We start from the raw sequence: 25,207 nt of genomic DNA on the forward strand, positions 1-25,207 counted from the left end.
GAGGAACGGGATTTATGAGTGAAAAAGAGACCGCCTGCCTCCGCGATATTACAGAGACAGACATTATGGAATATATGCAGGTGGAGCACCCGCACAATGAAAAGGAACTCTGGAAGATGAAGCATGCGACGCCCGCGCGGATCGGGATCGGACGGTGCGGCGCACGCTATACGACCGAGGCACAGCTCCGGTTTCTGGCGGCGCATGCGGCGGCAAACGACGCGGTGTTCAATGAAGTGCCAAAGGAAGTGGTAAAGGAACTTGGCGTTTTTGAGGTGCGGACAAGATGTTCCAATAAAAACGAAATGCTTCTCCGCCCGGACTGGGGCAGGGAGTTTTTGCCGGATGCCAGACAAAAAATTGCGGAAAACTGCATTCACCATCCGCAGGTTCAGATTTATTTTGGCGACGGTCTGTGCTCGCCGTCCATCAAGGCGAACATTCCGGATCTGTTTCCAACCATAAAAATGGGTCTGGAGGATAAGGGAATTACCGTCGGGACGCCGTTTTTCGTGCGGTATTGCAGAGTGAATACCGCGCGGACGATCGGACCGCTCCTGGATGCGGAGGTGACCTGCGTGCTCATCGGAGAGCGCCCGGGTCTTCTGACGTCGGAGAGCATGTCGGCATATATCGCCTACCATGCGAGACCGGACATGCTTGAGTCGGAGTATACGGTCGTATCGAATATCAGCAGGCACGGTGTGCCGCCGGTGGAGGCAGCCGCACATATTGCGGATCTGATCGCACAGATCCTGGAAAAGAAAAAAAGCGGTGTAGAATTTTCAAAAGCAGAATAAAGACATGGTTGCGAAGGAGCACAGGCGGGACGTCTGTGCTCTTTTTCTATAGGAGCAGCAAGACAGACAAAGGAGGATACGTTATGGAGAAAAACGAAGGAGGTCAGCTGGTGCGTGCTCTCGGACTGAAAGAGTCGATCAGTATGACGATAGGAACGGTAGTAGGAGTGGGACTGTTTACCTGTGGTTCCTCACAGATTGGATATGTCGGATCGGGGATTATTGTAATTACATTTTTATCCCTGCTCATCTCGATCTGGCCCTGTCTGATCTACGGCGAGATGTCGGCGGCACTTCCGTGTGCCGGAGGTACTTACAATTATGCGAAGCGCGGACTCAACCGGGTCTGGGCGAACCTGGCAGGCTGGCATTACATCATTTCTGTGGTCGGCATCGGTGCGGGTGAGACACTGGCATTTTCCAATTATTTTAAAATTCTGTTTGGAGAACTCGGCATCAATATCGAGGGCGTGGATTCGCGGATCATTGCGATTGTTCTGGTCCTGTTTTTCCTGATCTTAAACTTCCGGGGAATTGAGATGTCCGGAAAAGCGCAGACGGGATTCATTTTCTTCTTCTGGGGCTGTGCCGTGGCATGGTTCTTATATATGATACCGCGCATCCACCTGGACTATTTCGGCGGGATTGCCATGGATTCCCTGCCGCCGTTTAAGGAAATGATGTACATTTTCGGGCTGGTATGGTGGTGTTATACCGGATTTGAGACCTGTGTATCGATGGGGGCGGAGACGAAATATCCGCAGTATACGCTTCCGAGAGCGTTAAAAGTATCGGTATTCCTTGTATTTGCAGTCAACGCGTTATTCCAGTGGTTTCTTGCCGGACTGGTGCCGCACGAGTTTTACCACATCCTTGCAGTGGCAGACGCACCGTATGCGGAGGGACTCCGGGCGGCCGGACTGGTGGGCTTTCCGATCATTCTGCTCTGCATCGGCATTGCATTCGGCGGCGATCTCTCCACCATCAATCCGGGAATTGCCGCACCGGCGCGCTACATTTACACGATGGCGGAGGACGGTTCCCTGCCGAAGTTTTTGTGCAAGGTACATCCGAAGTATAAGACGCCGTATATGGCGGTTCTTGTGGTCGGCATCATCAATATTATCCTGATTGCAACCGGGTCGATCAATTATATCGCGTCGGTATCGCTGATCTCACTCGCGGTATGTTATATGATCGGCTGTCTGGCTTACCTTGGCTTAAAGAAGCACTATCCGGATATGAACCGGCCGTACAGGGCGCCGGCAGGAACGGTCGGATGCTATGTCACGATCGCAGCCTACACCATTATTCTGATTTTTGCAGACCGCATAGCGCTTCTGACGGCGGCGGTTGTGACTGTGGCGGCGATTGTCTACTGGGCGCTTTTCACCAGAAAGCATGAGAATAAGATTCCGTCCATCGAGGAGGAGATCGGTATCCTCGAGGAGCCGTCCCCCCAGGAAAAGGCAAAGATGGACAAGGAGTACCGGATCTGGAAAGCCGGCACGATTCTTGTGACGGTGATAGCACTTGGCATTTACATTATTCCGGTCTTATTTTAAAATTTAAGGGATTGGAAAGGAGCACGGTATGAGACTTTATGAGGGTAACATTTTAACCTGTGACAAAGAGAACCGGATTGCACATTATCTGTTGGAGGATCAGGGGAAAATCCTTTACTGTGGGGACGTGCTGCCGGCCGGCTGTGTGGCGGCGGAGCGCGTGTCCACCGGGGAGGGGGCATTGATTCCGCCGTTTGTGGACAGTCATATCCATTTCGCAAGTTACGCGACGTTTCATGCCGGGCTCAATGTCATGAATGCGCAGAGCAATGAGGAGATTCTTCAGATGCTCCGGGAGCATGTGAAGAAAACGAAGGAAAAGCTGGTGATCGGGTTTGGCGCATCGCCGTATTCCGTGTCAGACGGACATCTGGTGCGCAGGGTGCAGCTGGATGAGGTGTGTCCCGACAAACCGCTCTTTCTGGTAAAGTACGACGGTCACGCGTGTGTCGTCAACACGGTGCTGTTAAACGAAGTGCGCGGCAAGGTGCAGCATCTGCGCGGTTTTCATGAGGATACCGGGGAGATGAACCAGGAGGCATTTTTCGCCGTCTCGGATTATATCACAGCTTCGCTCTCTACGGTGCAGCTGGTGGCGCACATGCAGAAGGCGCTGGACGATCTGGCTGCGCGCGGCATCGGCATGATCCATACGGTCAGCGGCGTCGGCTTTGCGAGAGATCTGGACGTCGATCTGGAGCGTTTTTTTGCGCGCGGCATCACAAACGGCATGCAGATGCGCGTGTTTATGCAGACGCTCGATGTGAATAAGGCGGTAAAGCGGAAGCTTCCGAGAATCGGGGGCTGTTTTGAGACAGCGCTTGACGGATGCTTCGGTTCCATGGATGCGGCACTGCTCTCGCCGTATGAAAACACGTCGGACTGCGGCGTACTCTACTATTCGGATGAAAAAGTGACGGAATTCTGTAAGGCGGCAAACCGCGCCGGTCTGCAGATCGAGATGCACGCGATCGGCGATAAGGCGTTTGTGCAGGCGGTGCGTGCCATCAAGGCGGCGCTTGACGATCTGCCCAGAGAAGATCACAGACATACGATCATCCATGCATGTCTGCCGACTGCGGAGGAGATTGCGGTCTGTGAGCGGTATCACATCAATCTGGCAGTGCAGACGGTGTTCATTGACTGGCCGCAGGAGCCGGACAGCTATCTGGAGCAGATCCTTGGAGAGCGTGCGGGCAGGCTGAATCCGATCCGCACATTCTGCGAACACGGACTGATTTTAAGTGCGGGATCGGACGGACCCTGCACAGATCCGGACCCGCTTTTATGGATGTATAAGGCATGCAATCACAGCAATCCGGCAGAATCCATCTCCGTGCAGCAGGCGCTGCGCATGTGTACCTACAACGGATATTACACGACCTTTGATGAGAGGGAGCGCGGAAGTCTGGAAGCGGGAAAAATAGCGGACATGGTGTTGCTGGACCGCAATCCTTACGACATCCCGAAGGAGGAACTGGCTTCCGTCAAAGTGAAGCAGCTCTACCTGCGGGGGCAGGAATATAAAAAAGGAAACGGCGGCGGAGCCGCACAGATTCTGCGCGGAATGATAAAGCGGGGAAAATGCTGACCGGCATTTTTCCCAGTTAGGGTGATCTTACAGATATTTTACATATCCCTTCTAAATTTTACACAACGCACCCGAACAATTTTACAAACCTCCGATATGATAGAAGAAATAAGAAGCTATCATATCGGAGGTTTTTGTATACATGGAAAAACAGACATTGGTATGGGCGCACCGCGGCGCAAGCGGCTACGCGCCTGAAAATACACTGGAGGCATTCCGGAAAGCGGTTGAGATGGGCGCGGACGGCGTGGAGCTGGATGTACAGCTCACAAAGGATGGAGAACTGGTTGTCATCCACGACGAGACGGTTGACCGTACCAGCGACGGCAGCGGCTGGGTCAAAGATTTTACATACGCGAGAATTTCCAGATTTAATTACAACCGGACGCATAAGGAAGGGTACGAGCGGGCGATGATCCCGACGCTTGAGGAAGTCTATGAGCTGTTAAAGCCGACGGGACTTACGATCAATGTGGAATTGAAGACCGGCGTGGTCTTTTATCCGGAGATCGAAGAGCGCGTGCTTGACCTGACCGCCCGCATGGGACTGGAGGAGCGCGTGTGGTACTCGTCGTTTAACCACTACACGGTGCAGCGCATCAAGGAGCTGAATCCGCAGGCGAAGACCGGCATGCTCTACTGTGACGGCATTGTCAATCCGGTCAGCTATGGCGCGCTTGTCGTGGGCGCAGACGCCATGCATCCGGCGCTCTACAATCTGCAGTATCCGAATTACATGGAAGACTGTAAGAAGCACGGAAAGCGCGTACACGTCTGGACGGTGAACGAGGAGCAGTACATGCGCATGGTGTGCGAGATGCAGGTGGACGCCATGATTACGAATTATCCGGACGTGGGCAGGCGGATCGCTGCCGAGTATCTGGACGGAACGCTGACACCGGAGCTGGTGCGCGTGATAAAGAAGCAGGGGAAGCAGGGATGATGCCGGAGGATAGAAGCTGTGCGAAAGAGGAGAAGACTGCTTATGCCGTCTGGATGGCGGAGACGGTAGAGCCTTATCTGAAAGAGCACGGCGAGAAGGGCTATCTTAAGATGGAAGATGGCATGTCGATCGCTTACCGGCGCTATTTTCTGCCGGATGCGGGGAAATGTGTTGTGATTTCCCACGGGTTTTGCGAATTCGCGGAAAAATATAACGAAGTCGCATACCGTTTTCTGCAGGCGGGATACTCGGTCTATGTGCCGGAACACCGGGGACACGGGTATTCCGGGCGCGAGGTGGATGACCCGGAACTGGTGCATGTGCAAAGTTATGACTGCTATGCCGCAGATCTCGCGCGGTTTGTGGAGACGGTCGTAAGTCCCGGGGAGGAACACCGGATCGTGTTTGCACATTCGATGGGAGGCGCCATTGCAATCCTTGCACTGGAACGTTATCCGCAGTTGTTTGAGGCGGCAGTCCTCTCCGCGCCGATGTGTGCCATGCAGACCGGAAAATATCCGCGGTTTCTGGCAAAACTGCTGGCGGAGTTCTGCTGTCTGACCGGAAAAGGAAAATGCTTTGCCACACTGGCGGGACAGCAGGGCTTTTCAGAGACGCCGCAGTTTGAGGGGAGCAGCTGCCTTTCAAAAGAGCGTTATGACTATATGTTTCAAAAGCGGCTCTTAGATGAACATTACCGCACCTACGGCGGAAGTTATGCCTGGGTCCGCGCAGGGCTTCGCGCCAGCCGTAAGCTGATGCGGCGGGAGAATCTGGCAAAGATCAAGGTGCCGGTGCTGCTTTTTGCAGCAGGTCGTGACCACATGGTGGATAACGATGCGATCGCGCGGTTTGCGGAGGAGACGGAGCGGACAAAGCTTTTCTTTATGCCGGATTCCAGACATGAGATTTTTAATGCGGATGAGCGGACGCGTGCGAAATATTATGATGAAATATTCCGCTTTATTAAGGAAGAAGAGGTAAAAGATTATGAAAACGAAAATGAGCAGACTCGAAAAATTCTGGGTACTGTATGATGTCGGAAATTCGGCGTTCACACTGCTGGTGTCGACGATTATACCGATCTATTACAAAAACATGGCGTCTGCAAACGGCATCAGCGCATCGGACTCCACCGCATATCTAAGCTACGCCATCTCGATCTCCACGCTGATCGTGGCGGTTTTAGGACCGGTGCTTGGTGCGGTCGCCGACAATAAGAACCGCAAGAAGCCGCTGTTTACATTTTTCATGATGATGGGAGTGCTCGGCTGTGCGGCGCTTGCGATTCCAAGGACCTGGATTCTGTTCCTTGCCATTTTCGTAATTGCAAAAGTCGGATTCTCCGGAAGTCTCATTTTCTACGATTCCATGCTTGTGGATGTCACGACGGATGAGCGGATGGATGAGGTGTCCTCCCAGGGCTATGCGTGGGGATACATCGGAAGCTGCGTGCCGTTTGTGGCGAGCCTCGGTCTGATCCTCGGCGCGGACGCGATCGGCATCTCCGGCACGGTTGCGATGATGATTGCATTTTTTATCAACGCGGCATGGTGGGTGGTTGTGACACTTCCGCTGCTGCGGAACTATCAACAGAAATACTATGTGGAAGCGGGCGGCACCAATGTGCGCGAGATCTTTTCCAGACTCGGCAAAGTCTTTGCGGAGATCCGGGATGACAAAAAGGTGCTGTGGTTTCTGGCAGCGTTTTTCTTCTATATTGATGGCGTGTATACCATCATCGAGATGGCGACTTCCTACGGAAAAGACGTCGGAATCAGCGACACCAGCCTTCTGATGGCATTGCTGCTCACGCAGGTCGTCGCATTCCCGTGCGCGATTCTGTTCGGAAAACTGACCCAGCGCTTTGCATCTTCAAAACTCATTTCGGTATGCATCGGCGCTTACTTTGTGGTTGCAGTTTATGCACTCTGGCTGGATGCGGCGTGGAAATTCTGGATGATGGCAACGTTTGTCGGTGTATTTCAGGGAGCCATCCAGGCGCTCTCCCGTTCCTACTATGCCAAGATCATCCCGAAGGAAAAGTCGACGGAGTATTTCGGCATCTTCGATATTTTTGGAAAAGGAGCTTCCTTTATGGGAACGATGCTGATGGGAATCACCACACAGCTGTTTGATACGTCAAGAGCCGGTGTGGCAGCGATCGCCGCCATGTTTGTTGTGGGATTTATCTGTTTCCAGATGCAGCGCCGGTGCATGGCAGGGGAGACGTCACAGAGCGGTGCGATGGGAGGCGCAGCGGGTTTTGCCAAAGAATGATTCTAAAAAGAAAAAGAAGCGAATAGAAATAAAGGAAAAACAAAACGGAGAACAAAAATTGCCGAATGAAGACCTGTTGAGTGAGAAACTGTTACAGCCGATGGTGCAGCTATCCTATGCCGCCGCCATGGATCTCGTACAGGCACGATTAAGACTGATCAATGCTGACCTGACGGAACAATGCCACCGCCAGGTCATTCGCAATATGTCCTGCCGCATCAAGACGCCGGACAGCGTCATCAAAAAGCTCAAAAAGAAAGGGCGGGAAGTCTCCTTTGAGGAGGCGGTGCAGACACTCAATGACATCGCCGGCATCCGGGTCGTGTGCTTTTTCTGTGACGACATCTACCGGATAGCGGATGTCATCAAGAAGCAGAAGGATTTTCACATTATCAAAGAAAAGGATTATGTGAAAAATCCCAAGAAGAGCGGCTATCAGAGTATTCATGTGATTGCGGGTGTTCCGGTGACGTACAATGACACGGTCACGGAGATCCGGGTGGAGATTCAGATCCGCTCGTTTGCGATGGATTACTGGGCAGAGCTGGACACGCAGATGTGTTATAAGAAAGATGCCGGCCAGATCGCCAATGTGGAGCGCGAGACGCGCGGCTACTCGGACGTGATCGCAAAGGTGGACAATAAGATGTTAGAGCTGCGCCGGCAGATTGAAATGATGTGACAGGATTTTTACACAGGTTTTACATAAGTGCTCTTCTGCATTTTACATTCCTCCCGTAAAGTAAACCATGTTCTAAGAAACGAGGTAAAAGAAAAAACGGAGAAGAAATTCCGTAAAATTGAATGGAGGATTCAAAATGAAGAAGAAAGTAATGTGTATGTTATTGACAGGTGTTATGGCAGCGAGCATGTTCGCAGGATGCGGCAGCAGTGATACAGCAGACACCACCACAGATGCAGCAGCAACCACAGATGCAGCAACCACCGCAGACGCAGCAGATACCACAAGCGAAGCTGCACCGGCAGAGAATGCAGATTTCGATCATACATCAGCAATCGCCGTATATTCCCGTGAGGATGGTTCCGGCACAAGAGGAGCATTCATCGAGCTGTTCGGTGTGGAAGAAAAAGATGAGAGCGGCGAGAAAGTGGATAATACCACAGAGGAAGCGATCATCACCAACAGCACGGACGTTATGCTCACATCGGTAGCAGGTGATACCTACGCAATCGGTTATGTATCTCTCGGTTCCTTAAACGACACGGTAAAGGCAGTGAAGATCGACGGAGCAGAGGCTACCGTAGAGAACATCAAGAGCGGCACCTACAAGATCGCAAGACCGTTCAATATTGCAACAAAGGGCGAGGTCAGCGAGGCTGCACAGGATTTCATCAACTACATCATGAGCGGTGACGGACAGAAAGTAATCTCCGACAACGGTTATATCGGAGATGATTCCGCAGCAGCATTCGAGTCCAACGGAGCAGAAGGCAAAGTCGTAGTCGGCGGTTCCTCTTCCGTATCTCCGGTAATGGAGAAACTGATCGAGGCTTACAAGGCAGTTAATGCAAACGTGGAGATCGAGCTTCAGACAAGTGATTCTACCACAGGTATGACCGGCGCAGCAGACGGCACACTTGACATCGGTATGGCTTCCCGCGAGTTAAAGGATTCCGAGACAGAGGAAGGACTTACCGCAACGAAGATCGCCATGGACGGTATCGCAGTGATCGTAAATCAGGAGAACCCGGTAGAGGATCTCTCCTCCGACACCGTAAAGGGTATCTTCACGGGCGAGACAACAACCTGGGATGCAGCAAACTAGGACGGACAGCTGAAAATAGCATAGCAGGACGGACCGGGGGAACAGAATGTTCTTCCGGTCCTTTCGTGGAACATACACGTTATTTAGGAAAAACCTGTAAATGGAGGCTCTGATGAAAAAAAGAGAGAAGATCATGGAATATGTATTTCTGCTGGCTGCGGTCATCTCCATCGTGGCGGTGGCGCTGATCTGCATATTCCTGTTTGCAAACGGAATCCCGGCAATGAAGAAAATCGGATTTGTGGAATTCCTGACCGGAACCAAGTGGAAGCCGGGAAACAATAAATTCGGTATCTTCCCGATGATACTGGGAAGTATCTACGTCACCGGAGGCGCGCTGATCATCGGTGTGCCGGTCGGTGTGCTGACATCTATATTTATGGCAAGATTCTGTCCGGAAGGACTGTACAAGCTCTTAAAGCCGGTCGTGAACCTGCTCGCGGGCATTCCGTCTATCGTATACGGATTTTTCGGACTGGTTGTGCTCGTGCCGTTTATCCGGGAACATTTTAAGAACAGCAACGGACAGAGTATTCTCTGTGCGTCGATTCTTCTGGGAATCATGATCCTGCCGACCATCATCGGAGCGTCTGAACCGACGATCCGCGCGGTGGAGCAGAGTTACTACGAGGGAGCCCTGGCGCTCGGGGCAACGCATGAGCGAAGCGTTTTTACCGTCGTGGTACCGGCGGCAAAATCCGGCATTCTGGCGGCGGTCATCCTCGGCGTCGGACGTGCACTCGGAGAGACGATGGCAGTCATGATGGTTGTGGGCAACCAGCCGCGAGTACCAAACAGTATTCTGCAGGGCGTCCGCACACTGACGACGAACATTGTCATGGAGATGGGCTATGCGACGGATCTGCACCGGGAGGCGCTGATCGCCACCGGCGTGGTGCTGTTCGCGTTTATCCTGATTATCAATCTGTGCTTCTCGGCAATCAAGCGAAGCGGAAAGGAGTAGGGGATGGAGCAGATAAATCCAATTAACAAAGTAACATTGAAAGATAAAATGAAATCCTATACCAGACATCCCGGCTCTTTGATCCTGCTGCTTCTGGTTCTGATTGCAGCCGCGCTCACGGTGGTGACGCTGCTTTTCCTGGTGGGCTACATTCTCATCAGCGGCATTCCGTACTTAAAGCCGAGCCTGTTTGCGTTACATTATAATTCGGACAACGTGTCCATGCTCCCCGCCATCATCAACACGGTGGAGATGGTTGTGGTCTCGCTGCTGTTTTCCGTGCCATTTGGTGTGGGGGCGGCAATCTACATGATCGAATATGCCAGAAAGGGCAATAAATTCGTGGAGGTTGTTCGTCTGACTGCGGAGACGCTGACCGGTATTCCTTCCATTATCTATGGTCTGTTCGGTATGCTGTTTTTCAACATTGCACTACACTGGCGCTATTCCATGCTCTCCGGAGCGGCGACGCTCGCCATCATGGTGCTGCCGACGATTATGAGAACCACGGAGGAGGCGCTTTTATGTGTGCCGGATTCCTACAGAGAGGGAAGCTTCGGACTGGGCGCCGGAAAACTGCGGACAATTTTTAAGATTGTGCTTCCGGCAGCAATCCCGGGAATTCTATCCGGTATTATTCTCTCGATTGGACGTATCGTCGGAGAGACCGCAGCGCTCATCTACACGGCGGGTACCGTGACCGGTGTGGCGGGACTTATGGATTCCGGGCGTACGCTCGCCATCCATATGTATGTGCTTTCTAATGAAGGTTTACATAAAAATGAAGCAAATGCGACTGCAGTGGTGCTGCTTGTCATTGTCCTTCTGATAAATGGAGTCTCATCCTTGATCGCGAAGCGGTTTGAGGCAGTGAAAGAATAGCGCGAAGCGCGGAAATGAGGAAAACATGGGAGAAAAGTTTAATATATCGAATCTGAATCTGTATTACGGCGATTTCCACGCGCTCAAGGACGTGGATCTGTCCATTAACGAAAAAGAAATTACCGCATTTATCGGTCCGTCCGGCTGTGGAAAATCCACCTTTTTAAAATGCTTAAACCGCATGAACGACCTGGTACAGGGATGTAAGATCACAGGACAGGTGCTGCTCGACGGGGAAGACATCTACAGCGGCATGGACGTGAACCTGCTGCGCAAGCGTGTCGGCATGGTATTCCAGAAGCCGAATCCGTTCCCGATGAGCATTTATGACAACATCGCATACGGACCGCGCACGCACGGCATCCGCTCCAAGGCAAAACTGGATGAGATCGTGGAAAAATCCCTGCGCGATGCGGCGATCTGGGATGAGGTGAAAGACCGGTTGAAAAAGAGTGCGCTCGGAATGTCCGGCGGACAGCAGCAGCGTCTGTGCATCGCACGTGCGCTGGCGGTCGATCCGGAAGTGATTCTGATGGATGAGCCGACGTCTGCACTTGACCCGATCTCAACCTCGAAGATCGAGGATCTCGCGGTGGAACTGAAGAAAAAATACACGATCATTATGGTGACGCACAACATGCAGCAGGCAGTGCGTGTGTCCGATAAGACCGTATTCTTCCTGCTCGGCGAGGTCATTGAGAGCGGAGATACGGAAAAATTGTTCTCCGTGCCGCAGGATAAGCGGACAGAGGATTACATTACCGGACGTTTCGGTTGATGAAAGGAGCAAGCAATGAGAAACAGATTTGAGAGACAGCTGTTAGAACTGAACAATGAACTGATCCAGATGGGAAGCATGATTGAGCACGCGATTGAGATGGGGATCTCCGCGCTGGTGCGCCAGGATGTGGAGAAGGCGAAGAAGGCGATCGCCTACGACGAGGAGATCGACGAGCAGGAAAAGACCGTGGAGTCGCTCTGCATGAAGCTGCTGTTGCAGCAGCAGCCGGTCGCAAAGGATCTGCGTCTGATCTCCGCGGCATTAAAGATGATTACCGATATGGAGCGGATCGGAGACCATGCGGCGGATATTTCCGAGATGACGATTCTGATGTCCGATGCGACATACGAGCGCAGCGCGATCAACATTGATCTGGTGGAAAGTATGGCGAAAGAGACTACTGATATGGTCATCAAGTGCGTGGACGCATTCGTCAACAAGGATCTGGAGCTGGCGCGCACGGTGATTGCGCAGGATGATGTGGTCGATGATCTGTTCGCGGACTTTAAGCAGCAGCTGATCAAAAAGATTAATGAGAACGTCAAAAACGGCGAGCAGGCGACGGATATGCTGATGGTGGCAAAATATTTTGAGCGTATCGGCGATCACGCGACAAACATTGCCGAGTGGGTCATCTATTCGATCACGGGAGAGCACGAGAAGTAGAAAATTGGTCTAAAAACCGTGATTTTACACAGATTTTACATAAAGCTTACCGGAAAATTACCTGAAATTAAAAAATTTTACCGACTCCTTGGATTGTAATTGCAAAACGTCAAAAAATACGTTATAAATGATTATGTATGCGTATGTAAAAAAGATGTAAAGCAATGAGATGCAAAGGAGATTAGAATGGATATTTTTGGAGTATTGTCCCTGATTGGCGGGCTGGCATTATTCTTATACGGAATGCACGTGATGGGTGCAGGACTGGAGAAGATGTCAGGCGGAAGGTTGGAGCGCATTCTGGAGAATCTGACATCGAATCCGTTAAAAGCGGTACTGCTCGGTGCAGGCGTCACAGCGGTCATACAGTCATCTTCCGCGACAACGGTTATGGTCGTCGGGTTTGTAAATTCCGGTATTATGAAGCTTTCACAAGCGATCGGAATCATCATGGGTGCCAATATCGGTACGACGATTACCGCATGGCTGCTCAGCTTGACGGGAATTCAGGGAGACAACCTTTTTATAAATATGTTAAAGCCGACATCGTTCTCACCGATTCTGGCTATGATCGGTATTATTCTGCTGATGTCTGGCAAGAGCGATAAGAAGAAGATTACCGGAGAGATTCTGCTTGGATTCGTCGTGCTGATGTACGGTATGTCGGCGATGAGTGGTGCGGTGGAGCCGCTTGCGGACGTGCCGGAGTTCACGAACCTGCTTACCATGTTCAAGAATCCGGTGCTTGGAGTGCTTGCAGGAGCGCTGCTTACGGCGGTCATCCAGAGTTCTTCCGCTTCTGTCGGTATTTTACAGGCGCTTTCGGTAACCGGTGGATTTACATTTGGCACAGCGATCCCGATTATTCTGGGACAGAACATCGGTACCTGTGTGACGGCAATGATCTCCGCAATCGGTGCGAACAAGGGTGCAAAGCGTACCGCGTTTGTACATTTATATTTCAACATGATCGGTACGGTTCTTTTCCTGTGCCTGTTTTATCTGGGGAATGCCATTTTCAGCTTTCCGTTTACGAACGACGTCGTAAATGCAGCGGATATTGCGCTGGTTCACAGTATTTTTAATGTATTTACTACTCTGGTTCTGCTTCCGTTTACGAAGGGACTGGAGAATCTGGCATATCTTACGATTCCGAAGACAGAGGATGAGAAGAAGACGGCAAACGATGCGTTTGTAATCTTGGACGACAGATTCCTTTCTTCGCCGGCATTCGCGATCGAGCAGTGCCGTTCACTGGTAAGCCAGATGGCAGAGATGACAAGAGACGGATTTCTGGAGGCGATGGACGTGCTGGGCGAGTATTCGGAGGAGAAAGCGCAGGATGTCATTGACAAGGAGAACCGGGTCGATGTCTATGACGACAAGATCACCGCATATCTGACGAAGCTGAGCAGTGAGAATCTGTCCTATAAGGACAGCCTGCAGGTGACGTCGCTGCTGCACTGTATTACGGATTTTGAGCGTATCTCCGACCACTCGATCAATGTGGTGGAGAGCGTACAGCAGATGCGCAAGGAAAATCTGACGTTTTCCAGGAAAGGTGAAGAGGAGATGAATCTCTACGGTGCGGCAATCCGTGACATTCTGACAAGAACCACGGATGCGTTTGTGAACAACGATCAGGCGCTGGCGCATACGGTGGAGCCGTTAGAGGAAGTAATTGACGAATTAAATAAAGATGTGAAGAAGCATCACATGAAGCGGCTGCGCAAGGGCAAGTGCAGTATGGAGCTGGGACTGGTCCTGTCGGATCTTGCCATGAATTATGAGCGTGTGGCAGACCACTGTTCCAATATTGCCGTGTACATGATGCAGCTGAAGGATACACAGCTGGAGGAGCACAGCTTTACAGAGCAGCTGGATGAGGCGGAGAGCGCAGAGTTCACCAGACTGCTGGATGAGTTCGGAAGCAGGTACTCTCTGTAATTCGTATCTTCGATCTGGTGTGCATAAGCGGCCGCGGAAGAGAGGAGAACAATGGCAACAATTTATATTGTGGAAGATGACGTCAACATCCGTGAGATTGAGCGCTATGCGCTGAAGAACAGCGGATATGAAGTGGAGGAATTCGAGAGCGGAGAAAGCATGTTTAAACGGCTGGAGCGGGCGGTTCCGTCCCTTCTGCTGCTGGACATTATGCTTCCGGATGAAGACGGTCTGGAGATTCTGGGAAAACTCCGGGCGAATAAAAATACGGCAGCCATTCCGATCATTATGGTCACTGCAAAGACCAGTGAGCTGGACAAGGTCAAGGGACTGGATCTCGGAGCGGATGACTATATCACAAAGCCATTTGGCGTGATGGAGCTGATTTCCAGAGTGAAAGCGCTGCTGCGCAGGACGCAGAGTGTGGCGGAGGAGACGAAAATCTGCCATGGTGAGATCAGGATGGACAACGACAAGCACGCGGTATTTGTCGGGGATGAGCCGTGTGAGCTGACGTTCAAGGAATACGAATTGTTGAAATATCTTATGATCAATGCGGGGATTGTCCTGTCCAGAGACAAGATCATGGATCAGGTATGGGGCTTTGAGTACGAGGGCGAGAGCCGGACCGTGGATATGCACATCAAGACATTGCGCCAGAAGCTTGGGGCGGCGGGAAGCTGCATCAAGACGATCCGCAATGTGGGATATATGATCGAGTAGACAAAAATCTATGAAGAAAAAATTAAATTCCAAATTTATGTTGATTGCGGCAATCGCCATTCTGGTGACTGCCGTATGTTCTATCGGGCTGTTTTACAGCATTCTGGTACAACAGATCTATGATGACTTAAAGGCAAATGCACATGTGATCTCCCGGCTGGATTTTGAGGATGCGTCGCAGAAAGTGTGCGATCAGCTTTCCGAGGATGGGCTGCGGATCACTTTGATTGCTACGGATGGAACGGTTCTCTATGACAGCATGGAGGACGAGACGAAGATGGAGAATCACAGGGGGCGTCCGGAGGTCGAGCGGGCGCTTGCGGTCGGGGAAGGCCGCGGGATGCGCAAATCGACGACTTCCGCGGAGCACACATTCTATTATGCGATGCGCCTCTCAGACGGAAATGTTCTTAGAATCGGAAAAGAGAGCGGCAGCATCTACCATCTGGCATGGAATATGACGATGCTTACGCTGGGTGTGGGATTGTGTGTATTCCTGGTGTGCGCCTTTTTTGCAAAACGCATGACAAAGCGCTTTGTGGAGCCGATCGAAAAGATGGCGGACAACATTGTGCTCGTCGATGAGCGGGAAGTATACGAGGAGATGCGTCCGTTTGTGTCGATGATCAAGCAGCAGCATATGGATATCTTAAACCATGCACAGATGCGGCAGGAATTTACCGCGAACGTATCGCATGAACTCAAGACCCCGCTCACGGCGATCTCCGGCTACGCGGAACTGATCGCAAGCGGCATGACCAACGAGCGCGACACCGAGCATTTTGCAAATGAGATTCACCGGAGCGCGGAGCGTCTGCAATCTTTGATTAACGATATCATCAAGCTCTCGGAGCTTGACAACAGTGACCTCAAGCTGGAGTTTGAGCCGATCGATCTCTATGCGCTGGCGACGACCTGCATCGATCAGATGCAGATTGCGGCGCAGAAGAACGAGGTCACATTGCTGCAGGAAGGCGGGCCGGTGACGATCAACGGCAACAAGACGCTCATCGAGGAACTGCTCTACAATCTGTGCAGCAATGCCGTGCGCTATAATAAGAAGGGCGGCAGTGTGACCGTCATTACGGGCATGAAGAACCAGAGACCGGCGCTCACAGTGCGCGACACCGGCATCGGCATCCCGAAGGAGCAGCAGGACCGTGTCTTTGAGCGGTTCTACCGTGTTGACAAGAGCCGTTCCAAGTCGACGGGCGGTACGGGACTCGGGCTTGCGATCGTAAAGCACATCGTCGTGCAGCACGAAGCCCAGATCGAACTCTCCAGCGAGGAGGGCGTGGGCACCGAGGTGACGGTAATCTTCTAGCCCGCGCGACGCGGCAGAAACCGGGGCGCTTTGGTATATTATGACGGCGGCCGGAGAAATCCGCCGGATTCTGCCGGTTGCCGGGAGTCGCGATTCGATCGCAAAACCGGCGGTTTCTAACCATGCTGTTCTCACATCTGCGATCGTCCGTGTCTTTCCAAGCTTTGAACACGCTATGGGGAGTGTTCGCACAGCAAAAGACAATTTTAAAATTTTTGTGCAGTGCTTGGCACACCGGTGAGCAAAATATAAGAAATTGTCGCAATAAGCAAAGATCTCTTTGAAGTGATAAGTAATATTACAGGAATACCAGAGAACAAAAAGTTCCAGAATAAACAGACGGCGGCAAATTCTTTGAAGCAAAATTCGTGTATTTCTTCCATGCCGTGGCTGGCATCCAATTCCGTGTCTTGGCCACGTTTGGACACTCACGGAGTGTGTCCGACAAGCCGCAGACAATGAGCGGACTTTTTGGTGTCCCTAATGGCACCTCTTCACAGACAATATAAAACCGCGCGAACCGAACTCGCCGGCATCTGCTATTGAAAATAGGGCAGATGCCGACTCAGACAGCGGCTTCGCGCGGTTATGTTTTGTTCAGAGGTGCCATAAAGGGACACACACAAAAGTCCTAAAATTGTCTGCCGGCTTGCGGACACAGTCCGTAGAGTGCTCCAAACTTGGAAAGACACGGATCATCACGGATGCCAGCTGCGGCATGGTTAGAAATACCGGATTTTGCGGTCAGACTTTGCCGCCGCATGTTTATCTGGAACTTTTAAGTATCTATTTCTCGTAATATTACTTATCAAAGCAAAGTGCGATATGCTTATTGTGACAGTTCCTTTTATTAAATCTGTAAAGAGGTGTGCCAAGCGCTGCCCAAAAGTCCACTCATTGTCTTTGCTGTGCGGACACACCCGCATAGAGTGTCAAAGCGTGGTAAGAGACACGAACCCGGATGTTCCAGTCGGCATGGAAGAAATCGCGCTATTTTGCTCAAACGAATCGTGACTCCCGGCAGCCGGCAGAAGCTTGCGGATTTCTTCCGGACGTCAGCATGAATTGCTGAATCGCCCCGTTCTATGCCGTGTGGAGCGCCTGCCGGGAGATTGCCGTCTCGGCGTCGGTGTCCGCGTCGTGCAGGCGGTGGTACTCTTCGATAAAACCGTTCATTTTGCCGGCTTCGGCGGCAAGCTCCGCGATGACATTGTTGACGCTCTTGAAGCGCTCGGCATTGTCGGTGCACATCGCGTTGGTCTCCTCCGCAGAGGCACTGATCTCCTCGCTGGTCGAAGAGAGCGTGTTGGTCTCATCGACCAGCATGGTGTTGGTTTCTCTTAAAATGCGTGTCTTCTCTGAGATGGCGGCGGCATTCTGTTCAAGGCCGGTCAGACCGGAGCGGATGCCGCTGAAATTTTCTTCAATATCATGAATCATGCTGACCTGATTGCCGATCTTGTCCATGACATGATCCATCGAGGCGATTGTGTCACCGGCATTTTGATTCAGCTTTGTGATGATTTCCTCAATATTTTCAGTGGACTGCTTGGTCTGCTCGGAGAGCATGCGGATCTCCTCCGCGACAACAGCGAACCCCCTGCCTGCTTCCCCTGCGCGCGCTGCTTCTATCGTGGCGTTCAAGGCGAGAAGATTGGTCTGTGCGGAGATCTGCTGGATAATGCTGATAATTTTTAACATGTCCTGCGTATGTGCCTGCAGTGCAGTCATATTTTTCTTGACGAGCTTATTCTCGGATTCTACTTCCTCCGTCTGGGAGACAATATTGCTCACAAGCGCCTGACCGGTCTCTACATTTTTACCAGAAGACTGGGAGATGTTGGTAAGTGCGTCTGCGATCGACACGGTATCGGCAATGATGTCCTGAATCCGTCCGGTCATGGAAGCCTGTTCCTGAATGCTTGCGACTGTGCTCTCCATGCTTACGGTAATGTCGCCCATTGCCTGGCTGACGCAGCCGGTTGCCTCTGTCATCTCCTCGATCAGCGCATGAATGGACTGGGTGGATTCATTGACGGATGTGCCGACGGTCACGATGGAATTCATCATATCCTCCTGCTTTTTCTTGTGGGCTTCCAGTTCGGCGAGCTCCTCTGTGTTGTGCAGGACGGCCACGCGGGACGCCAGGCAGGTGATTGTGTTGATGACAATAATAATGGAACAGATGACAAAGATCAGGTTTCTTTCTGCAAGTGAATTCGTTCCAAGCACATGGATGGAATAGAGACCATTTAGTATGCAGCAGATCATGTTTAAAACGCCTGAGCAGATCTCGAGTTTTAAATCAAAATACATGAGCAGTGCCACGAGCACAGGAATCATAAAGAGATTATAGACAAAAAGTTTTGAGGATAGACAGCTGACTTCATAAATGATCAGAAAGCATGTAATCGCTACATTGCGGTAGCGTATGGAAACAGGATTAAAAAAATAGAACAATGTACTAACAGCTGCAGGGAGGGCAATCATGCCTGCAATGACAAAAAGACGGAAAAGAGCATGATTTCCCTGCAGAATTGTTCCTATAAACAGAAACATCATATAGATGGAAATGATGAGAACTGTAAGCATCAGACAATAGTTGGCACGCTTTGTGGAGCGTTCCTGTAACGTTAACTCTCTTGAATCGTTCATGATAGACCTCCTTTTCCTGTACGAAAGTACCAGATGTTTGTGATACTAACATAGACCTTGGTGCAGGTCTAAGGTCAATAGGAGGTTGAAAAAATCAGGAGTCTTCCAACGGAAGATATACTTCGTAATAATCCAGGATGACATCCGGCTGTGCTATGCTGAAGACGTAGAAAGCGTAAGCTTCCAGTTTGCAGGAAAGCTGATGTTCCCCGGCGTATTTCAGGACGGCGGAGAGATCCCAGAGTATCTCCTGCTCGGTCGGGAATGCGACTACGGTGTAGAGACAGCGGCAGCTGTCCCGGCTGGGCAGATTGGTGGAATTGAGCTGGGTGAGTGCAAGCATCGGCTCGCGGATGGCAAACTGGAAGGCGCTGACCTGGCAGGAACCGGACGGTTCCACGGAGAGGATGTAGCTGAAATTCCCCATCGAAAACAGCGGAGAATGAAAGACATCCTTTAGCGTGCGGTAACCTAAAAAAGCGGAATCCTGATGGTAGAGCGGATAGACAGCGGGAAGCGTCCGGATGCTTATAGTGCGGCTGCCTTCATCCAGGGTATCCAGGTGCTGTTTCATATAAGACATTTTTTCGACTTCCAGGGTAAGCCGCTCGATCTCTTTTTTGCGCGAATCAATGAAACCGGAAAAGCTTTCGGAAAGATCACCAAGGGTGGAGACAGCGAGAAGCCGCTTGATCTCCGCGATGCTCACGTTGAGCTTGCGGTAGAGACAGACTCCCATGATGCGGTGGATCTGTTCGGTGTCATAGCAGCGGTAGCCGTTCTCCGGATTGCGGGTGGGTGAGACAAGACCCTCCTTCTCGTAGAGCCGGATGGCGTCGGTGGAGATATTAAGCAAACCGGCAACTTCATGGATTGTATATTGTATCATGACAGACCCCCATAAAAAATAAGAAGTATTTCAATCACAAGATATGTACCATTGTACCATATTTTGACAAAAAAATTAAAAGAAAAGAATGAAGAAAAAAGGATTTTATGGTACAATTATATGTCAGAGAACAGAGGGCAAAAGCAGGAGGAGAGGTTATGTTTTCCGTATCGGATATCAAAGAGGATGTGTATCCGGCAGTCTACCGGAGAGGAAAGGAATTATATGAGACAGGGGGCGTGCTGGATTTCGCGTATGATATTTATCTGGAGCATGATCTGCCCGTTGCCGAGGTGCGAGCGGAGGTACGTGGGAAGGAACAGAGCAGCTACCGGGTGACGGCGGTTGTCGATGAGGAGTACGGCACGGTGTCAAGCAGCAACTGTACCTGCGAAGCGTTTTATAATTATGAGGGAATGTGCAAACACTGTGTCGCAGCGCTTCTTGCTTATGTTAACCGAAGGCAGGCGAAGGACATTCTGGCTGCGAAGCGCACCGGACATGAGGCGGGAGAGCAGGGAAGCGCCGCGGAGGAGAAGCCTGTCGCCCCGATGCAGACGGCAGGAGCGTTCAAGACGCTTTTGAACCAGTATTCACTGCGTGCCGGTGTGAGCTATCTGATTCCAGAGAGCGTCTATGGAAAGGTGGAACTGGAGCCTTATTTTAAGCTGGATTACAGTTATGCGACGGTGGAATTTAAGATCGGAATGGAGCAGAAGTATGTATTAAAGAATATTTCTGCCTTTTTACATTCCATCGAGCGGAATGAAAAGGTGCATTACGGTAAAAAGCTGGACTTTTATCACAACAGACAGGCATTTACAGAAGATGCATGGCGGATGGTAGAGTTCATGCGGATGCAGGATGACGACAAGAAACGCCAGAGCAGATTTCATGCCTATTATGCTTACACTGGGGGATATGAGCGCACGATGGAGCTCGATGAGGTCGGCATCGACCGTTTTTTTGACGCCATCGGGGAAATGCCTTTATCTGCCGAAATCGGGTATCTGCCGGAGGAGGAGTATCATGTGCAGGAGGGAGAGCGCAAGCCGAAGCTTGAGATCCGCGCAGGGGCGTCTGGTGTTTTCGTTCTGCTGGAGGATCTGCAGGTCATAAGGGGAAGCAGATTTTACTATTTTTATGAAGATGGCATGATCTATCGCAGCAGTGAGGCGTTAAAGGCGAAGACGGGAGACTTTTTCGACTATATGGAGCGTCAGGCCGGCGGGGAATGTTACATTGCGGCGGATGAACTGCCGTCGTTCTGCCGGGATCTGCTGCCGCTTTTAAGAGAGACGTTCCGGGTGACGGCGGAGGGCTTCGATGAGACGCTCTACGTCCCGAAAAAGCCGGAGTTTGAACTGTATCTGGACAAGCAGGACAACCAGACGGTCGGTGCGAAGCTGGTCGCTGCCTACGGGGACGACAAATATAACGTATTGCAGAAGATTGAGCCGGGCGAGGTGCGGGATCTTGGGGAGGAGATGCGCGTGCGCACGCTGGTCGAGCCGTACTTCAACGAATACGGACTCGGGCAGACGATCTTCATTCTCTCGCACAACGAGGACATGCTCTATCAGCTCATAAGCAGCGGTCTGCAGCGCCTCAGCGAGTATATGTCGATCTACACGACGGAGGATTTCCGGGGAATGAAGGTCGTCTCATCGCCGTCGGTTTCGGTGGGCGTTGCGCTAAAGAGCGATCTTCTGGAATTGCAGATCCACTCGGATGAGATGTCGCGCGAGGAGCTGGCATATCTTCTGACCCGGTACGACCGGAAAAAGAAATACGTCCGTCTGAAAAACGGAGATTTTCTTGATGTGCGCGAGGATGGTCTGGGACTGCTTGCGGAGATCAGCGAGGATCTCCGCCTGACAGAATCCGGACTGAAAAAAGGTCATGTGAACGTACCAAAATACCGCGCGATGTATCTGGACGCGGCGTTAAAGAGCAATCAGGAGCTTTCCGTGGAGAAAAACCGCGAGTTCAAGGGCATGGTCCGCAATATGAAGACGATCGAGGACAGCGATTATGAGGTGCCGGATTCGCTCCGCAGTATCATGCGCGGCTACCAGAAGAGCGGTTTTCTGTGGTTAAAGACACTGCGCGAGAACGGATTCGGCGGAATCCTTGCGGACGATATGGGACTGGGCAAGACCCTGCAGGTCATCAGTCTGCTCTTGTCGGAACAGGAGAGTGCCAAGGCAGGAGAGCGGGAGTGGCACCGTTCCCTCATCGTATGTCCGGCGTCGCTCGTCTACAACTGGCAGAAAGAGATCAGCCGTTTTGCACCGCAGATCAAGACGACGCTCGTGACCGGACTCGCCACAGAGCGCCAGAGGATTGTCAGACACACGAAGGAAGGGGAAGTGCTGATTACGTCCTACGACCTGTTAAAACGCGACGTGGAGCTGTACCGCGATATGGTGTTTGCGATTCAGGTGATCGACGAGGCGCAGTATATCAAGAACCCTGGAACCCAGGCGGCAAAAGGCGTCAAGCAGATTACTGCGGGTTTCAAGCTGGCGCTGACCGGAACGCCGATCGAGAACCGGCTGAGCGAACTGTGGAGCATTTTTGATTATCTGATGCCGGGATTTTTATATACTTATCAGCGGTTCCGAGAGGAGATCGAGATCCCGATCGTGGTAAACGGGGATGAAAACCGTATGCAGCGCTTACAGCGCATGATCCGGCCGTTTATTCTGCGCCGTCTGAAGGGGGAAGTGCTGCGGGATCTTCCGGCGAAGCTGGAGGAGAATGTCTTCGCGAAGCTCGAAGGAGAGCAGCTTGCGCTCTATGACGCCCATGTGCAGCGCATGAAGGAGAGCCTGGAGGGCAAATCCGAGAAGGAATTCCGCTCCGAGAAGATCCAGATTCTTGCGGAGCTGACGAGACTGCGCCAGATCTGCTGTGACCCGGGGCTTCTGTTTGAGGGCTATAAGGGGGAGTCCGCAAAGGCGCAGATGTGCATGGAACTGATCGAGAACGCGGTTGGTGCCGGGCACAAGGTGTTATTGTTCTCGCAGTTTACGTCCATGCTGGATCGTCTGGCGGCAGGGCTTAAGAAGGCCGGGATTGACTACTATATGCTGACCGGTTCTGTCGGCAAGGAAAAGCGCATGCAGATGGTGGAGAGCTTTAACGAGGACGACGTGCCGGTATTCTGTATTTCCTTAAAGGCAGGAGGAACCGGGCTGAACCTGACGGCCGCGGATATTGTGATCCACTATGATCCGTGGTGGAACGTGGCGGTGCAGAACCAGGCAACGGACCGCGCCCACCGCATCGGGCAGAAGCATGTCGTGACGGTCTACAAGCTGGTATCCGAGGGAACGATCGAGGAGAAGATCATTGCGATCCAGGAGCGCAAAAAAGAACTGGCAAAACAGGTGCTCGAGGGGGAGGGAATGGATTCCGTTTCCTTTACCAAGGAGGAAATTCTCGAACTTCTGGGATAAAAAGGTTGTTTTTTTGACAAATTGGTTGACAAAAAATGCGGGCTGCTATATAGTAAGAAAACAGCGTTATTGATGAATGCAGATTCCGTGAGGGAGTAGTTCGCGCAGAGCGTGATTTGTCAACAGACCGGTCGGACAGCCTGACCTGGCAAATCTTAAAGAATGAGACTCATGTATATCTTTGGTGTTATATCGCAGACGGAGACGGGAGCGGTGCGCAGAGGATATACATCAGTCTCTTTTTTATGTGTGCGCCGGCGGGAAATGCATCATCCGGGCTGAATGTGTATGTGCGCCCTGTGGCAGGGGCAGAATAAAATGTGGAGGTTGGTATGGCTGTTTTTATTGAATTGCTGCTCATTGGAGTGGGTCTTTCGATGGATGCGTTTGCAGTGTCGATCTGCAAAGGTCTTGCGATGCGCAGGGTAAATAAGAAGCAGGCGTTTGTGATTGGTCTGTTTTTTGGAGGATTTCAGGCGCTGATGCCGTTTATCGGCTGGGCGCTCGGCACACAGTTTGAGAGCTACATTACCAGTATTGATCACTGGATTGCCTTTGTGCTGCTGGTATTCATCGGCGGCAAGATGATCGCCGAGGCGGTGCGGCCGGAGGATGAGAATGTGGAGATCGACAAGATGGATCCGCCGCTCGACGTAAAAGAGATGTTTGTGCTGGCGGTGGCGACCAGCATCGATGCACTTGCGGTCGGAATTACATTCGCATTTTTGAATTATCCGATCGGGGAGGCGGTTACGATCATCGGTCTCACCACGTTTTGTATCTCCATCGGCGGCGTCTATGTCGGCAATTTCTTCGGAAACCGCTACAAGAAAAAGGCAGAACTTGCAGGCGGCATTATCCTGGTGCTGATCGGCGTGAAGATTCTGCTGGAGCATCTCGGGTTTGTGGGATAGGTGCTGGACTACCGGAAGTTGAGATAATTTTGAGAAAATAATTACAGTAGAGAAAACAGAGAGGAATGGAGATTATTATGACAGAAATGCTTTGGGCAGTTGTGCTGCTTGTTGTTGGATTTGTGCTTCTGATTAAGGGAGCAGATTTTTTTGTGGAGGGAAGCTCTTCCGTGGCAAAGATGCTGAAAGTGCCCTCAATCATTATAGGACTTACGATCGTGGCGATGGGGACGAGTCTTCCGGAATGTGCGGTCAGTATTACGGCATCGGTAACGAACAATAATGCACTTGCAGTCAGCAATGCTATTGGCTCTAATATTTTTAATCTGATGGTGGTCTGTGGATTCTGTGCCCTTTTTAATCCACTCTATGTTGAAAAGAGTACGTTAAAAAAAGAGTTTCCGTTTTCTGTAGTCTGTGCAGTCTTGCTTTTAGTCTGCGGATATCTGGGAATGCAGCTTGGCAGGGCAGACGGAATCATCCTTCTTATTGTATTTGTCGCTTTTCTGGTCTGGATGGTGCGCTCGGCACTGAAAGCGCGTGCTGCTGCCGGAGATGATGAGTATGAGGTATTGCCGGTGTGGAAATGTATCGTGTTTATCGTCGGTGGTATTGTGGCGATCAAGTTCGGTGGGGATTTTGTTGTAAACGGCGCATCCACGGTTGCTGCAAAGCTGGGACTCAGCCAGAATCTGATCGGACTTACGATTGTTGCCTGTGGAACCAGCCTGCCAGAACTTGTGACCTCAGTGGTTGCAGCGCGCAAAAATGAACTGGATATGGCGCTCGGTAATGTGATCGGCTCCAATATTTTCAATATTCTGTTTGTGCTCGGTATCGCAGCAACGATCAGTCCGATCGCATTTATCATGGAAAATGTGATCGATATTGTGATTCTGGTTGTGATGAGCGTACTGGTGTGGGCGTTCGCCTGGACGAAGAAGAAGCTGGACCGCTTCGAGGGCATTGTGATGCTGGCGCTCTATGCGGTCTATCTTGTGTATATCTGCATGCGGTAGCATGAAAAGATAT

The 25,207-nt window shown here is 51.4% G+C and carries 20 protein-coding genes; 18 read left to right on the top strand and 2 right to left on the bottom strand.

All coding sequences use genetic code 11. The annotated features are described in order from the left end of the window. The first annotated feature begins 14 nt into the window (after positions 1-14). The 15 genes from eutC to RHOM_RS00440 all read left to right on the top strand — a co-directional run bounded on the left by eutC (position 15) and on the right by RHOM_RS00440 (position 16,253). The gene (gene eutC / locus RHOM_RS00370) at positions 15-800 is read left to right on the top strand and encodes an ethanolamine ammonia-lyase subunit EutC (RefSeq protein WP_014078289.1); all 786 of its coding nucleotides are present in this window, start codon (positions 15-17) and stop codon (positions 798-800) included. 83 nt (positions 801-883) lie between these two features. Beyond that, the gene (locus tag RHOM_RS00375) at positions 884-2,365 is read left to right on the top strand and encodes an APC family permease (protein WP_014078290.1); all 1,482 of its coding nucleotides are present in this window, start codon (positions 884-886) and stop codon (positions 2,363-2,365) included. 28 nt (positions 2,366-2,393) lie between these two features. Beyond that, positions 2,394-3,956 (top strand): amidohydrolase, encoded by a 1,563-nt coding sequence (locus tag RHOM_RS00380; protein ID WP_014078291.1) that lies wholly within the window; start codon positions 2,394-2,396, stop codon positions 3,954-3,956. 142 nt (positions 3,957-4,098) lie between these two features. Continuing rightward, entirely contained in the window at positions 4,099-4,899 is an 801-nt protein-coding gene (locus tag RHOM_RS00385; protein ID WP_014078292.1) for a glycerophosphodiester phosphodiesterase, read from the top strand. Beyond that, on the top strand, positions 4,896-5,936 hold the full coding sequence (locus tag RHOM_RS00390) for an alpha/beta hydrolase (RefSeq protein WP_143761624.1): 1,041 nt from the start codon (positions 4,896-4,898) through the stop codon (positions 5,934-5,936). The genes RHOM_RS00385 and RHOM_RS00390 overlap by 4 nt, the downstream gene beginning before the upstream one ends. Then, entirely contained in the window at positions 5,890-7,179 is a 1,290-nt protein-coding gene (locus RHOM_RS00395) for an MFS transporter (RefSeq protein WP_014078294.1), read from the top strand. The genes RHOM_RS00390 and RHOM_RS00395 overlap by 47 nt, the downstream gene beginning before the upstream one ends. Before the next feature lie 58 nt (positions 7,180-7,237). Beyond that, on the top strand, positions 7,238-7,861 hold the full coding sequence (locus tag RHOM_RS00400) for a GTP pyrophosphokinase (protein WP_242823154.1): 624 nt from the start codon (positions 7,238-7,240) through the stop codon (positions 7,859-7,861). Positions 7,862-7,997: 136 nt separating this feature from the next. After that, positions 7,998-8,966, top strand: a complete 969-nt coding sequence (locus tag RHOM_RS00405) for a substrate-binding domain-containing protein (protein WP_014078296.1) — start codon at positions 7,998-8,000, stop codon at positions 8,964-8,966. A gap of 112 nt (positions 8,967-9,078) precedes the next feature. Continuing rightward, positions 9,079-9,930, top strand: coding sequence for a phosphate ABC transporter permease subunit PstC (pstC, locus tag RHOM_RS00410; RefSeq protein WP_044024735.1), 852 nt, complete (start codon positions 9,079-9,081; stop codon positions 9,928-9,930). 3 nt (positions 9,931-9,933) lie between these two features. Then, complete coding sequence (gene pstA / locus RHOM_RS00415) at positions 9,934-10,812, top strand: phosphate ABC transporter permease PstA (protein ID WP_014078298.1); 879 nt, start codon at positions 9,934-9,936, stop codon at positions 10,810-10,812. A gap of 25 nt (positions 10,813-10,837) precedes the next feature. After that, the gene (gene pstB, locus RHOM_RS00420; RefSeq protein WP_014078299.1) at positions 10,838-11,590 is read left to right on the top strand and encodes a phosphate ABC transporter ATP-binding protein PstB; all 753 of its coding nucleotides are present in this window, start codon (positions 10,838-10,840) and stop codon (positions 11,588-11,590) included. 15 nt (positions 11,591-11,605) lie between these two features. Further along, a complete protein-coding gene (gene phoU / locus RHOM_RS00425; RefSeq protein WP_014078300.1) occupies positions 11,606-12,259 on the top strand; it encodes a phosphate signaling complex protein PhoU in 654 nt (217 codons plus the stop codon). Between the two features lie 186 nt (positions 12,260-12,445). Next, the gene (locus RHOM_RS00430; RefSeq protein ID WP_014078301.1) at positions 12,446-14,206 is read left to right on the top strand and encodes a Na/Pi cotransporter family protein; all 1,761 of its coding nucleotides are present in this window, start codon (positions 12,446-12,448) and stop codon (positions 14,204-14,206) included. 51 nt (positions 14,207-14,257) lie between these two features. Continuing rightward, positions 14,258-14,929: a response regulator transcription factor gene (locus tag RHOM_RS00435; protein ID WP_014078302.1), complete on the top strand. Its 672-nt coding sequence runs from the start codon at positions 14,258-14,260 to the stop codon at positions 14,927-14,929. Between the two features lie 10 nt (positions 14,930-14,939). Continuing rightward, positions 14,940-16,253: a sensor histidine kinase gene (locus RHOM_RS00440; RefSeq protein WP_014078303.1), complete on the top strand. Its 1,314-nt coding sequence runs from the start codon at positions 14,940-14,942 to the stop codon at positions 16,251-16,253. A gap of 1,083 nt (positions 16,254-17,336) precedes the next feature. On the opposite strand, the gene RHOM_RS00450 is transcribed toward RHOM_RS00440, so the two are convergent. Both RHOM_RS00450 and RHOM_RS00455 read right to left on the bottom strand, forming a co-directional pair. After that, entirely contained in the window at positions 17,337-18,908 is a 1,572-nt protein-coding gene (locus RHOM_RS00450) for a methyl-accepting chemotaxis protein (protein WP_014078304.1), read from the bottom strand. A 94-nt stretch (positions 18,909-19,002) separates the two neighbouring features. Then, positions 19,003-19,797: a MerR family transcriptional regulator gene (locus tag RHOM_RS00455; RefSeq protein ID WP_014078305.1), complete on the bottom strand. Its 795-nt coding sequence runs from the start codon at positions 19,795-19,797 to the stop codon at positions 19,003-19,005. Positions 19,798-19,955: 158 nt separating this feature from the next. Here RHOM_RS00455 and RHOM_RS00460 point away from each other — a divergent pair, with 158 nt between their 5' ends. The 3 genes from RHOM_RS00460 (at position 19,956) to RHOM_RS00475 (ending at position 25,194) form a co-directional block, all read left to right on the top strand. Then, complete coding sequence (locus RHOM_RS00460) at positions 19,956-23,261, top strand: DEAD/DEAH box helicase (RefSeq protein ID WP_014078306.1); 3,306 nt, start codon at positions 19,956-19,958, stop codon at positions 23,259-23,261. Positions 23,262-23,593: 332 nt separating this feature from the next. Continuing rightward, on the top strand, positions 23,594-24,175 hold the full coding sequence (locus RHOM_RS00470; protein ID WP_014078308.1) for a manganese efflux pump MntP: 582 nt from the start codon (positions 23,594-23,596) through the stop codon (positions 24,173-24,175). A 77-nt stretch (positions 24,176-24,252) separates the two neighbouring features. Beyond that, positions 24,253-25,194, top strand: a complete 942-nt coding sequence (locus tag RHOM_RS00475; protein WP_044024569.1) for a calcium/sodium antiporter — start codon at positions 24,253-24,255, stop codon at positions 25,192-25,194. The last annotated feature ends 13 nt before the right edge of the window (positions 25,195-25,207 follow it).

It is taken from the genome of Roseburia hominis A2-183 (genome assembly GCF_000225345.1).
GTDB classification, from domain to species: Bacteria; Bacillota; Clostridia; order Lachnospirales; family Lachnospiraceae; genus Roseburia; species Roseburia hominis.

Excerpts from the sequence above, each read along its gene's own strand:
- eutC (WP_014078289.1), top strand. The coding sequence starts at position 15 with ATGAGTGAAAAAGAGACCGCCTGCCTCCGCGATATTACAGAGACAGAC.
- RHOM_RS00375 (WP_014078290.1), top strand. The coding sequence starts at position 884 with ATGGAGAAAAACGAAGGAGGTCAGCTGGTGCGTGCTCTCGGACTGAAA.
- RHOM_RS00380 (WP_014078291.1), top strand. The coding sequence starts at position 2,394 with ATGAGACTTTATGAGGGTAACATTTTAACCTGTGACAAAGAGAACCGG.
- RHOM_RS00385 (WP_014078292.1), top strand. The coding sequence starts at position 4,099 with ATGGAAAAACAGACATTGGTATGGGCGCACCGCGGCGCAAGCGGCTAC.
- RHOM_RS00390 (WP_143761624.1), top strand. The coding sequence starts at position 4,896 with ATGATGCCGGAGGATAGAAGCTGTGCGAAAGAGGAGAAGACTGCTTAT.
- RHOM_RS00395 (WP_014078294.1), top strand. The coding sequence starts at position 5,890 with ATGAAAACGAAAATGAGCAGACTCGAAAAATTCTGGGTACTGTATGAT.
- RHOM_RS00405 (WP_014078296.1), top strand. The coding sequence starts at position 7,998 with ATGAAGAAGAAAGTAATGTGTATGTTATTGACAGGTGTTATGGCAGCG.
- pstC (WP_044024735.1), top strand. The coding sequence starts at position 9,079 with ATGAAAAAAAGAGAGAAGATCATGGAATATGTATTTCTGCTGGCTGCG.
- pstA (WP_014078298.1), top strand. The coding sequence starts at position 9,934 with ATGGAGCAGATAAATCCAATTAACAAAGTAACATTGAAAGATAAAATG.
- pstB (WP_014078299.1), top strand. The coding sequence starts at position 10,838 with ATGGGAGAAAAGTTTAATATATCGAATCTGAATCTGTATTACGGCGAT.
- phoU (WP_014078300.1), top strand. The coding sequence starts at position 11,606 with ATGAGAAACAGATTTGAGAGACAGCTGTTAGAACTGAACAATGAACTG.
- RHOM_RS00430 (WP_014078301.1), top strand. The coding sequence starts at position 12,446 with ATGGATATTTTTGGAGTATTGTCCCTGATTGGCGGGCTGGCATTATTC.
- RHOM_RS00435 (WP_014078302.1), top strand. The coding sequence starts at position 14,258 with ATGGCAACAATTTATATTGTGGAAGATGACGTCAACATCCGTGAGATT.
- RHOM_RS00440 (WP_014078303.1), top strand. The coding sequence starts at position 14,940 with ATGAAGAAAAAATTAAATTCCAAATTTATGTTGATTGCGGCAATCGCC.
- RHOM_RS00450 (WP_014078304.1), bottom strand. The coding sequence starts at position 18,908 with ATGAACGATTCAAGAGAGTTAACGTTACAGGAACGCTCCACAAAGCGT.
- RHOM_RS00455 (WP_014078305.1), bottom strand. The coding sequence starts at position 19,797 with ATGATACAATATACAATCCATGAAGTTGCCGGTTTGCTTAATATCTCC.
- RHOM_RS00460 (WP_014078306.1), top strand. The coding sequence starts at position 19,956 with ATGTTTTCCGTATCGGATATCAAAGAGGATGTGTATCCGGCAGTCTAC.
- RHOM_RS00470 (WP_014078308.1), top strand. The coding sequence starts at position 23,594 with ATGGCTGTTTTTATTGAATTGCTGCTCATTGGAGTGGGTCTTTCGATG.
- RHOM_RS00475 (WP_044024569.1), top strand. The coding sequence starts at position 24,253 with ATGACAGAAATGCTTTGGGCAGTTGTGCTGCTTGTTGTTGGATTTGTG.